11 protein-coding genes are annotated in these 11,805 nt (G+C 45.8%); 10 read left to right on the top strand and 1 reads right to left on the bottom strand.

Translation table 11 applies throughout. The features are described from left to right. Positions 1 to 18: 18 nt before the first annotated feature. From AOC29_RS06870 to AOC29_RS06860, 3 genes are read left to right on the top strand one after another with little or no spacing between them, the layout of a single operon-like run. The gene (locus AOC29_RS06870; protein ID WP_215295022.1) at positions 19 to 993 is read left to right on the top strand and encodes a tripartite tricarboxylate transporter substrate binding protein; all 975 of its coding nucleotides are present in this window, start codon (positions 19 to 21) and stop codon (positions 991 to 993) included. A 6-nt stretch (positions 994 to 999) separates the two neighbouring features. Continuing rightward, complete coding sequence (locus AOC29_RS06865) at positions 1,000 to 1,728, top strand: hypothetical protein (protein ID WP_215295020.1); 729 nt, start codon at positions 1,000 to 1,002, stop codon at positions 1,726 to 1,728. A gap of 1 nt (position 1,729) precedes the next feature. After that, complete coding sequence (locus AOC29_RS06860) at positions 1,730 to 2,701, top strand: tripartite tricarboxylate transporter substrate binding protein (protein WP_215295018.1); 972 nt, start codon at positions 1,730 to 1,732, stop codon at positions 2,699 to 2,701. A gap of 21 nt (positions 2,702 to 2,722) precedes the next feature. On the opposite strand, the gene AOC29_RS06855 is transcribed toward AOC29_RS06860, so the two are convergent. Then, positions 2,723 to 3,760 carry a tripartite tricarboxylate transporter substrate binding protein gene (locus AOC29_RS06855; RefSeq protein ID WP_251369946.1) on the bottom strand — a complete coding sequence of 346 codons (1,038 nt, stop codon included), beginning with the start codon at positions 3,758 to 3,760 and terminating at the stop codon, positions 2,723 to 2,725. 140 nt (positions 3,761 to 3,900) lie between these two features. On the opposite strand from AOC29_RS06855, the gene araD reads away from it, so the two are divergent. The 7 genes from araD (at position 3,901) to AOC29_RS06820 (ending at position 11,805) form a co-directional block, all read left to right on the top strand. Further along, complete coding sequence (araD, locus tag AOC29_RS06850; protein ID WP_215295016.1) at positions 3,901 to 5,640, top strand: L-arabinonate dehydratase; 1,740 nt, start codon at positions 3,901 to 3,903, stop codon at positions 5,638 to 5,640. A 213-nt stretch (positions 5,641 to 5,853) separates the two neighbouring features. Then, the gene (locus tag AOC29_RS06845) at positions 5,854 to 7,005 is read left to right on the top strand and encodes a branched-chain amino acid ABC transporter substrate-binding protein (protein WP_215295014.1); all 1,152 of its coding nucleotides are present in this window, start codon (positions 5,854 to 5,856) and stop codon (positions 7,003 to 7,005) included. 42 nt (positions 7,006 to 7,047) lie between these two features. After that, complete coding sequence (locus AOC29_RS06840; RefSeq protein WP_215295012.1) at positions 7,048 to 7,980, top strand: branched-chain amino acid ABC transporter permease; 933 nt, start codon at positions 7,048 to 7,050, stop codon at positions 7,978 to 7,980. 2 nt (positions 7,981 to 7,982) lie between these two features. Then, positions 7,983 to 9,125 carry a branched-chain amino acid ABC transporter permease gene (locus AOC29_RS06835; protein ID WP_215295010.1) on the top strand — a complete coding sequence of 381 codons (1,143 nt, stop codon included), beginning with the start codon at positions 7,983 to 7,985 and terminating at the stop codon, positions 9,123 to 9,125. Next, positions 9,122 to 9,913 (top strand): ABC transporter ATP-binding protein, encoded by a 792-nt coding sequence (locus AOC29_RS06830; protein ID WP_251369945.1) that lies wholly within the window; start codon positions 9,122 to 9,124, stop codon positions 9,911 to 9,913. The genes AOC29_RS06835 and AOC29_RS06830 overlap by 4 nt, the downstream gene beginning before the upstream one ends. Before the next feature lie 2 nt (positions 9,914 to 9,915). After that, on the top strand, positions 9,916 to 10,623 hold the full coding sequence (locus AOC29_RS06825) for an ABC transporter ATP-binding protein (protein ID WP_215295008.1): 708 nt from the start codon (positions 9,916 to 9,918) through the stop codon (positions 10,621 to 10,623). A 36-nt stretch (positions 10,624 to 10,659) separates the two neighbouring features. Beyond that, complete coding sequence (locus AOC29_RS06820) at positions 10,660 to 11,805, top strand: M20 family metallopeptidase (RefSeq protein WP_215295006.1); 1,146 nt, start codon at positions 10,660 to 10,662, stop codon at positions 11,803 to 11,805.

The following is an 11,805-nucleotide window of genomic DNA, read 5'->3' as shown; positions in this document are numbered from 1 at the left end:
CATTAATCTAAATTAAATATGACACTAAGCAAAATCCTAGCATCTCTCATTTCGCTAACACTCGCACTAATAGGCACATCAGTATTGGCTGCTGACCCTTGGCCAAATCGCCCAATTAAGTTTGTGGTGGGCTTTGGTCCAGGTGGCGCAAATGATTTGGTAGCACGGGCAGTAGCAGAAGGGGTAAGCAAGCAATTAGGTCAGCCTGTGATTGTGGAGAACAAGCCAGGTGCTGGATCTGTTGTGGGCGGTGACTATGTGGCTAAGAGTGCACCAGATGGTTATACCTTTTATGCTGGCGCTGCCGGTGGAGTAGTTACCATTCCGATGCTCCGTAGCAATATGCCCTATAAGCAAGAAGATTTAGTGCCCGTAGGCATGATGGCAGTAAGCCCATCCATTATTGTGGTTAATAGCGAATCACCGATTCAGAACTTTAAAGAGTTATTGGCTAAAGCAAGTAATAAACCTGGTTTGACTTTTGCGACTGCAGGTACAGGCAGTACACCGCACTTTGTTGCAGAGATGCTCAAGCTATTTGCTGGGGGCGGTACTTATGAAATCGTGCCTTATAAGAGCGGATCAGAGGCAGTCTTTTCGATAGTGTCTAAACAAGTTGATGCTACATCAGAGGCTAGCGTTGTGGTATTGCCACAAATTGAGGGTGGCAAACTCAAACCGCTGGCGTCCACTTGGAATAAGCGCATTACCCGTTTACCCAATGTACCGACTACCAAAGAGCTGGGTTATCCCAATATCTTTATTGGTCACTGGTCCGGCATCTTTGCACCGAAAGGCACGCCAGCTGAAGTCATCACTAAAATGAACCAAGCGATTCAGGCCGCATTAGATACCAATGCGCTGAAAGCTAGACTCATTCCACAAGGTATTGAGCCAGCCCCGGGCTCACAAGCAGATTTCATTAAATTCTTAATGGAAGAGCGCAAGCGTCTGCAGCCGATAGTGAAGAACGCCAATATGAAAGACGAGTAAGTCGTCATGAATAAAGTATTGCCTCGTTTAGGTTTTTTGATTCCACCTGGCAACCCTAATACTGAAGGTGAAGTCATCAAGATGGCTGGTTCTGAGTATTCCATTCACTTTACGCGCATGGTGGCTCATGGTGAAACAGGCAGTCTTGAGGGGCAAGATGAACGCAATCAAGCACAAATCGATCATTTGCCTGAAAACATTGAGCTTCTCAAACTCGTAAAACCTGCGGTAGTAGCGATGGCGCATACCGCTAGTAGTTACACCCTTGGTAAAACAGGCGAAGCTGAATTAATTCAAAAGCTAGAGGATCAATACCAAGTACCTTTCATTACCGCCTTTGGTAGTGTTGTGAAAGCACTGTATCAGATCAAAGCAAAAAGAATTGCCTTTGGAACGCCTTATAGCGAGCAGAATACCTTGCGTTGCAAAAATCTATTAGAGGCTTATGGCTTTGAAGTAGTGAATTTCGGCAACTTGCCTGGTGTTAAAAATATTTATGATGAAACTACTGAGCGTGCGCTCCAACTAGTGCATCAAGTCAATAGCCCTGACGCGGACGCTATTTTTGTTAGCGGTGTCGGAATGCCGACGATAGATATTCTGGGGCAAGGCGAGGCTGAGACAGGTAAGCCGATAATTTCGAGTATTGCGGCTACGATGTGGAATGCACTCCAAGTTGCAAAGGCAAAAAGCAGTATTAAAAACTTTGGCGGTTTACTTGCTGGAAGGTACTAAAGTGAAAATATTCAAATATTCATTAGCTGCATTAGTAATCACGGTCGCTTCTATATCTTATGGCGCGCCATTTCCAGATAAACCAGTTCGCTTGATTGTTCCTTTTACTGCAGGAGGTAATGTTGATAACTCTGCTCGTACTATTGGACAGGGATTGACTGAACAATTGGGTCAAGGTGTAATCGTAGAAAATAAGCCTGGTGCCAATACTCTTATTGGCGCTGAGTTTGTGGCACGCGCTAATCCAGATGGCTATACCTTGTTATTAGGCACACCTGAGAGTCTGGCAATTAATCCCCATGTTTATAAAAAGATTAACTATGAACCACTTAAAGACTTTACTCCTGTGGGCTTGGTAGGCAATTTTCCATTTGCATTAGTAGTCAATCCAAAGTTACCTGCCAAAAATATCAAAGAGTTTGTTGCTCTGGCAAAAAGTGCACCTGGAAAAATGAATTATTCATCATGGGGTGTAGGTAGTACGTCGCAAATTACCTTTGAAAAGTTCAATCAGGTGGCTGGTATTGATCTCGTCCATATTCCATTTCAGGGTGCAGCCCCAGCGATTACTGCTATTGCGGCAGATGAAGTGCAAGCGATGATGGTCCCGCTTTCAGTTGCCTTACCGCAGGCAGCAGGTGGCAAAGTCAAAATCTTGGGTATTACTACTAGTCAACGGTTTGCTAGTGCCCCTGATATTCAGACCTTTCAAGAACAGGGTTATTCGGTAGTGATGAGTGGCTGGCACTTAATTGTGGCGCCCAAGAAAACGAGCCCAGCAGTATTGCAAAAGCTAAATCAAAGTCTTAACAAAGCGCTCGAAACTCAAACCACTAAAGACGCATTAATCAAGATTGGTATTGAACCTAGCCCGGGATCTATGGCGCAAGCTACTAAGCTCATGCACACTGAATATGAGCGCTGGGGTAAGACTGCTAAAGATGCCGGAATTACGATTGAGAAAGCAGAATAGATCAGTAGAGTAAATAAGTTACTACTCTGGCTTGATCCCTGACTTCTTAATCAATGTAGTCCAAAGCTCAATTTCAGACTTTAAGAAATTGTTATAAGCATTCACACCCAAGGGTGGAATCACAAAGCCCACTGACTCAATGCGTTGTTTGACTTCAGGGGTTTGCAAAGCCTGGATCATGGCGGCCTCTAACTTATCTAAGACAGGTTTAGGTGTTCCTTTGGGAGCACTAATCCCAGCCCATGAGAGTGCCTGAAATCCTGGGTAACCACTTTCTGCCACGGTAGGCACAGTAGGATAGAGCGCATTGCGTTGCAAACTGCTCACCGCAATCGGGCGCAATTTACCTGAGGCAACATAAGGCAAAGCCGCATCTTGATTAATAAAGATCATCGGGATTTCATTGGCGAGGATGGCGTTCATAAGTGGGCCACCACCACGATACGGAATGCCAACGATCGGTAGTGGATTGCAGTTTGTTTTGTTCTTTACATCAGCGCAGGTGTTAGTTGCTTGACGCAGTAGCTCCATTGCCATGTGACCTGACGAAGCGTAGGTGTAGCCATAGTCCAGCTTGCCAGGATTCTTGCGTGCAAAATCAACAATATCTTTAAGTGTCTTAAATGGACGATCTGGGTTGACGACCAACACATTAGGGCCTAAATCAATTAAAGAAATATGGGCAAAGTCTTTTATAGAGTCATATTTGAGATTGGGATCCAAGCCATGGGCAACCGCGTTTTGACCCACGCCAGTCATGACTAAGGTATAGCCATCGGCTGGAGCGCCAGCAGCTCTCTCAGCACCAATGACGCCACCACCACCACCGATGTTCTCAATTACAAAGGCTTGCTTCAATATCTTGGTTAATTGTTCTGCAGAAATTCGTGCCATCAGATCAGTAGTCCCACCAGGCGGAAAGGGCACAATAATTTTGACGGGCTTGCTTGGATATTCGGACTGAGCGAATACTGGAAGATGACTGGCGCATAAGAGGGCGCCAATCAGAAATGCCTTATTTAGCTTAGTGAACATAGTAAAGAAGGAATGCCCAGTCATTGATAGATCCTTGTGAATAAATATCTCTATTAGTGTTGAAAGCTAGGGTAATTAATTGGCTGCCAGAAAACAAGTGCAGGTATACCCTTTCCTTCATATCAGGCATTAATATAGGGCTATTCAAACGAGTGCCTAAAACAATGTCCAAAAAGACCAAAGAATCCCTGCGCAGTGCCCGTTGGTTTGAGCCCGATGATTTGCGCTCATTTGGACACCGCTCGCGTGCTATGCAAATGGGCTACGGTCCTGAGGATTGGTCTGGCAAGCCCGTGATTGCCATTGTGAATACTTGGTCAGACATCAATCCTTGCCACACGCATTTCAAGCAACGCGTGGAAGATGTCAAGCGTGGTATTTTGCAAGCCGGTGGGCTTCCAATTGAACTGCCAGCAATTTCGCTTTCAGAGACATACGTCAAACCGACCACCATGCTCTATCGTAATATGCTCGCGATGGAAACCGAAGAGCTGATTCGCTCTCATCCAATCGATGGTGCAGTGCTGATGGGTGGCTGTGACAAAACTACTCCCGGTTTAGTAATGGGCGCATTATCTGCTGGACTACCATTTGTTTACTTGCCTGCTGGTCCGATGCTGCGCGGCAATTGGAAAGGCAAAGTGTTAGGTTCGGGTTCTGATGCCTGGAAGTATTGGGATGAACGCCGCGCTGGTAATATCTCTGAAGCGCAGTGGCTCGAAGTTGAAGGCGGCATTGCTCGCAGTCATGGAACTTGTATGACAATGGGCACTGCTGCAACGATGATGGGTATTGCTGAAGCATTAGGTCTCACATTACCTGGTGCATCTAGTATTCCGGCAGCGGATGCCAGTCACCCACGTATGGCTGCAGCTTGTGGCAGAAGAATTGTCGAGATGGTGTGGGAAGACCTCACTCCTGCAAAAATCTTAAACAAGACAAGCTTTCTTAATGCCATTAATGCAGCGATGGCGATGGGTTGCAGTACAAACGCCATCATTCATTTAATTGCGATGTCGCGGCGTGCCGGTACAGAATGCACCGTGAGCTTAGAAGATTTTGATTTGGCCAGCAGAAAAGTTCCAGTGATAGCCAATATCCGTCCTAGTGGCGATCAATATCTGATGGAAGACTTTTATTACGCTGGTGGCATGCCTGCATTGCTCAAACAAATGGGCTCTCATCTCAACCTCAGCGCGATGACGGTCACCGGCAAGACGATTGGTGAGAATATTCAAAACGCAGAGGTGCATAACGAAGACGTTATTAGACCGCTGAGTAATGCAATCTATCAAGAGGGCGCGCTCGCTGTACTCAAAGGTAATATCGCTCCGGGTGGCGCAGTGATTAAACCCAGCGCCTGTGCTGAGAAGTTCTTAAAACATACTGGCCCAGCCTTAGTATTTGATAGCTATCCTGAAATGAAAAAAGCCATTGAAGATGAAAATCTCGACGTCACTGAAAACCATATTCTCGTTCTCAGAAACGCCGGACCAAAAGGTGGACCAGGTATGCCAGAGTGGGGCATGTTACCGATCCCGGTGAAGTTGGTAAAGCAAGGCGTGCGCGACATGTTGCGTTTATCGGATGCGCGTATGAGTGGCACTAGTTATGGTGCCTGCATATTGCATGCCTCACCAGAGTCTTATATCGGCGGTCCATTGGCTCTCATTAAAACGGGTGACCTTATCACTGTCGATGTGCCTAATCGCAAAATTCATTTAGAGATTAGTGATGAGGAGCTGGCTCACAGAAAAGCCAAATGGACACCACCAGTACCTCAATATGAACGTGGTTATGGTTGGATGTTTAGCCAACACATCTTGCAAGCAGAAGACGGGTGTGATTTTGACTTCCTGGAAACTGGCTTTGGGAAGCCGGTTCCTGAGCCAGATATATTCTAGTATGGCAGAAGATGCCTTCATTGAGGCGTCCTATTTATTTGAGAGCTTATTAGGGTGTATGCACCTATCTAAGCATTTCATGCACTAATACAGTCAATTTCCTGAAAATCCAAGCAATCACCTTTATAGAATCGAAGATACCCAGCAATGCATGTCATTTGCAAAGCTTTGCTACACTGGAAAAAAGTACTACCAAAACTAAGGAGATTAAGCATGAAATCACGCATTTCTACATTGCTGGCAGCATTAGTCATTGGCCTTTCTGCCAATGTATCTGCAAAAGATACTGTCAAGATTGCCTATATTGGGCCTTTAACTGGGGGCGTTTCAGCCAATGGTATTGGTGGACGAAACTCTGCTGACTTAGCGGTTCGACTCAAAAACCAAGACCCTAATGCGAAATACAAATATGAATTGGTGTCAGCTGATGATGAATGTAAGCCGAACGTAGGCGTACAAGTGGCTACCAAGATTGCTTCGGATAACTCCATTATCGCGGGCGTGACTCACTATTGCTCAGCAGTAGCGATGAGTACCGTGGACGTTTATCACAAGTTTGGTTTGCCAGTCATGGTGTGGGGCGCGGTGCTTCCAGAAATCACCTATGGCAATGACTACAAAGAAATTCATCGCGTGAACGGTACGATGATTAATCAAAACGAAGTTGCTGCCAAGTTTTTAACTGGTCTCGGTTATAAAAAGTGGGTGATTATTCATGACACTACTGATTACGGCAAAGGACATAACAAGTATTTCAGCCAGTACCTCAATAAAAATGGTGGACAAATCCTCGGTACATTCGGAGTGACAGCTGATCAGCAGGACTTCACTGCAGAGCTCACCAAGATTAAAGAGTTAAAACCAGAAGTGGTTTACTTTGGCGGCCTGACACCGATTGGTATTCGTATTCGTACACAAATGGATCGCTTAGGAATTAAGGCGGTCTTTGAAGGTACCTCTGGTATTAAATCTGACGCCTATATTGAAGGCTTGGGCAAACTCTCTGAAGGTTCTCTCTCTTTTATCGAAGGCGCTCCTTGGGAAAAATTACCAGGCGGTCTTGAATTCATTGCTAAGTACAACCAACAAAAATACCCAGATGCACCTGAGGCTTATGGTCCATTTGCCTACACTGCTGCAAACCTCATCATGGCTGCAATTGAAAAAGCAGGTCCTGATCGTAAAAAAGTGATGGCAGTATTAAATAAAACTCAAAACGTTGAGACTGTGATCGGTAAGGTTAGCTTTGATGATCACCGTCAAAACATCGTTCCTCTGATCTCTAAATATGTTGCCCAGGATGGTAAGTGGGTCGTGTGGGAAGACAGTCAGTACGCTAAGGGGCAACGTAAATTAGGTCAATAAGCTCTTTTGATTTTTTACAGAAGTCAAAGAGGGTAAGCTTGCATGTCATTTGATATTTTTTTGCAGTACCTACTCAATGGTTTGATGTTAGGTGTGATTTATGCAATTGTGGCGGTGGGTTTTACCCTCTACTTTGGTGTACTCGATGTCATTAAGTTTTCGCATGGCGATATTTTGATGGTGGGGGCCTTTGCTGGCCTCACCACCTATATCGGTATCGCGGGAACTTTTGAGTCTCCCTGGTTACAACTGCTGATACTAGTTTTAGTCAGCCTCTCAGTAGCAGCATTTTTGGGCGCTGTTATTGCCCGCTATCTCATCTTGCCTTTGCAAAAGGCCCCCCCGATTAATACTCTGCTCGTGACCTTAATGTTAGGTCTGGCATTGCGTGAAATGGTTCGCCTGTTCTATCCCAATGGCTCTAATCCAAAACCTTTCCCTCGATTGCTGCCAACCGATGGTATCGCTTTAGGGGATTTCACTTTGCGCTCTGATAGTTTGATTCTCTTAATAACGGGGATCATTACCATCATCGCGGTTCAAAGACTCATTACCAAAAGCAAAATTGGTTTAGCGATCCGGGCGGTTGCACAAGATAGTGAGACAGCACGCATTATGGGAATTAATTTTCACCAGATTGTGCTGATTACTTTTATGCTCGGTTCAGCGCTAGCTGCTTTGGCAGGCCTTATGAATGGTCTGTATTACAACGAAGTGAACTTCGGTATGGGTTTGCTGCTCGGGGTGATTGGCTTTTCCGCTGCAGTTGTTGGCGGTTTAGGTAATTTTTATGGAGCTATTGTGGGCGGCTTCTTATTTGCTGCGCTTCAAACGGTTGGGGCGGTTATGTTGCCCGCGATTTTGCCTAGCGTACCTAGTGCCTATAAAGATGTATTTGCATTTACGGTGATCATCATCATCATGGGATTAAAGCCAACCGGCTTGATTTCTGAAAAATCAAGTGAGCGGGTGTAAGTATGAAGTTATTGATCTCTAGTTTTATTGTTTTCCTCATTTATAGCCTCTTATTGTTAGGTGCTGAAAACCAGTTAGAAGTAGGTATTTTGGTGGCCGTCGCTTTTATCGCAAGCGTAGTGGGCAAGAAGATGGGCTTGATGGATCGCCTTGCTAATGCAGTGAGTCAACATCCTCATTTTCCGGCAGTAGCCTCTGTGGCTGGTGTCTTGATTACGATGGTGGTGTTTTATAACTCCCACTTTGCACTGTTGATGTTGGCAACGGTCTTGATTTATTCCATAGTGTGTTTGGGCTTAAACATTCAGTTTGGCTATGTGGGGATTGTTAATTTTGCGGGTGCTGCCTTCTTTGGCATTGGCAGCTATACCGCTGCAGTCTTAGCCACGCATACAGCAGTGCCTCATTTACTAGTCTTGTTTATTGCGGCGGCAGTCTCTGCCTTAATTGGTTCAATCTTGATTTACCCTGTGCTGAGAACACGCGGTCATTACGCCGCTTTAGTGACGATTGCTTTTGGAATCTTGTTCAGGAATTTTTTAGAGGTGAACGATACCTTGGGCGGACCGCAAGGCTTAAAAATTCCGCCACTGACAATCTTTGGTTGGAATCTTTCTGAAGGTATTCAGATTGGAGGAATTGAACTCTCCTTCTATATTCCGTACTTGCTCATCGCTTTGATTTTGCTCATTGTCGCTTTTCGTATCACCAGAAATTTAGAGCGCTCCTGGATAGGCTTGAGTATGGATATGGTGCGTACCGATGAGATTGCGGCCTCAACTTTTGGGGTCAATATTGCGCATTGGAAAATCGTCGCCTTTACTCTTGGCAATTTACTGGCCGGCCTTGCAGGCGCCCTATACGGAATGATGACAGCTTATGTCGCGCCCAATAACTTTACTTTTGCAGATTCGCTCATTTTGGTCTCGATTGTGATTTTGGGCGGCATTGGAAATCCTTGGGGCATTATTCCAGCGGCAGCCATTGTGGTCATCCTCCCAGAGAAGCTGCAATTTATTCAGGAATACCGTTTCTTGTTATATGCCATTGTGGTGATTTTGATTTTGCTCTTTCGCCCAGATGGCCTGCTTCCTAGAAGAATTCGGAACTACTTCCCAGGCAAGAAGGTGGGAGAGTCAGAATGAGCGCTACGATGAATGCTGCCAAAATTTTAGAAGCCAACAACCTGACTATGCGATTTGGTGGGGTTACTGCGCTAGATGACCTAACCATGCATGTCAATGAAGGTGAAGTCTTAGGTCTATTAGGCCCAAACGGTTCAGGCAAGACCACCTTTTTTAACGTTATCACGGGCCTATATCGCGCGAGCTCTGGAGGCGTGAGTTTTCGGGGCGAGAATATCACCGATGCGACTGCGCAAGAAGTCTATCTGCACGCGATCACGAGAACGTTTCAGCGCTCCCGTTTGTCATTACCTTTGACGGTATTTGACAACATCGCGATTGGTGATAACCGCAGGCTAAATACCGGACTGATCTTTAACTTGTTTGCCCGCGATCGATTTGAAAAAGAGTATGACCGCGTTGTCGAGCAAGTCAGCGCTTTGCTATTAACGTTTAACCCCAAACTAGCAGCCAAAATATTTGAGCCTGTAGCTAGTTTGCCAATGATTGATCGGCGTCGTATTGAAATTTGCCGAGCCTTAATCAGTGAGCCTGATCTCTTGTTATTAGATGAGCCATCAGCGGGTATGACCCATGATGAGACTGCAGAGGTCATGAATGATATTTTGCAGGTCCGCAGCAAAATTAAACCATTTACGATTATTTTGATTGAGCACGAAATGAGCTTGATTCAGCGTATGACTGAGCGCTGCATTGTGCTCAACTACGGCAAGAAAATTGCCGAAGGCACTTATGAAGAAATTGTGAGTAACCGCGAAGTTCAGGTTGCCTATCTGGGGCAGGAATAATCATGGCCTTATTAGACATCGATCACATCTATACAGCCTACGATCGCATTGACGTCTTAGAGGACGTGTCGATCAAGGTCGAGCGCGGACAGATCACGTGTATCTTGGGTGCCAATGGCGCTGGTAAATCCACCCTGATTCGTTCTATTTTGGGTTTAACGCCAGCCAATCGTGGCAAGATTATTTTTAATGACGCCGATATCACCCATCTGCCCACCCATCGCATTATTGAACAAGGTATCGCTTGTGTACCTGAGGGTCGCCGAGTATTTCCACGAATGACCGTTGATGAAAACCTCTCGGCAGGTGCGTATCTCGTGAGCGATCAAAAAGTCATACAAGAGCGCCGCGAGCGGGTGAAGACTTTATTTCCACGCCTGGCAGAACGCGCTAATCAATTAGCGGGAACTATGTCTGGTGGTGAGCAGGCGATGATAGCGATTGGGCGCAGTTTAATGAGTTCTCCCGAACTACTCATTTTTGATGAACCCTCTTTGGGACTCTCTCCTTTGTTTGTAAAAGAGAATTTCAAGATCATCAAAGAGATTAATCAAATGGGCACTACCGTGTTACTCGTTGAGCAAAACGTGCGCCAAACCCTAGCAATTGCCCATCGGGGTTATGTGATTGCTAAAGGGCAGGTGGTTGCTCAAGGAAGCGCTACTGAGCTGGCTGAAAATGCAGAAGTCCAAGCGGCTTATTTTGGCTAAACACCCTTAACCACTTCAGTTTGAGTAAAACAGATAATGACTATTCCTGATCCGATTGCGTTAACTCAAGAGTTAATTCGTTTTAATACAGTCAATCCCCCGGGTAATGAAGACCAAGTCTGTAATTACCTCGCATCGATCTTAGAGTCTGCCAGTTTTGAATGTCGCAAAATTGAGTTTGCTCCGCGGCGTATGAGTCTGGTTGCCAAAATTGGATCTTGCAGCGATGACAATCCTAGTATCTGCTTTACTGGTCATGTGGATGTTGTTCCCTTGGGCGCCCGCTCATGGAAGCATGAGCCATTTGCCGGCCTGATTGAAGATGGCAAATTATTTGGTCGCGGCTCTAGTGATATGAAAAGCGGTGTTGCCGCATTTGTGGTGGCAGCGATGAAGACTGCCCAGGCTGCTAAAGCAGGTAGCGGTGTGAGTTTGATTATTACCGCGGGCGAAGAGACAGGTTGTGAAGGCGCCTTTCATTTAGCGGCCAGTCAAGAGATCCTCGAGTTTTTAGGACCAGCAGGCTCTTTTGTAGTAGCTGAGCCTACTGCCAACGAGCCACTCATAGGTCATAAAGGGGCTTATTGGCTCAAGGCCTCAACCGAAGGCGTTACCGCGCACGGATCGATGCCAGAGCGTGGTGAGAATGCTTTTTATAAGTTAGCCAATGCGGCATTAACTTTAGAGAAATTTACCTTTGATACACCAGCGCATCCCTTGATGGGTCAGGGCACCTTAAACGTAGGTACTGCGAAAGCAGGTTTAAATATTAACTCTGTGCCTGATGCTGCTGAAATGACTTTAGATATCCGGACAGTGGCAGGGCAAAGTCATGCCCATATCTACGGTTGTCTTTGCAAAGCATTGGGGCCGATTGTGCGTCTCGATACTATTATTGATATCGAAGGGGTCTATACCCCTGCGAGTGATCCTTGGATGGCAACCGTATTTGATCGCTGCGAAAAGATCAATGGCGTGCGACCTGTTGAAAAAACGGTTTCGTACTTTACTGATGCTTCAGCCTTAAAGCCGGTCATCGGCGACCCCCCGACAGTGATTCTAGGCCCTGGTCAACCCGAGATGGCGCACCAGACCGATGAGTTTTGCTATGTCGACAACATTACTGACGCCACCCAGCTCTTTGAAGATCTGATCATGGATTGGCAAAACATTAGGAAATGA

The organism is Polynucleobacter sp. JS-JIR-5-A7, from assembly GCF_018687935.1.
In the GTDB taxonomy this organism is placed as follows: domain Bacteria; phylum Pseudomonadota; class Gammaproteobacteria; order Burkholderiales; family Burkholderiaceae; genus Polynucleobacter.
Note: the sequence above shows the minus strand (reverse complement) of the source record. Positions and strands in the feature narration are given on the sequence as shown.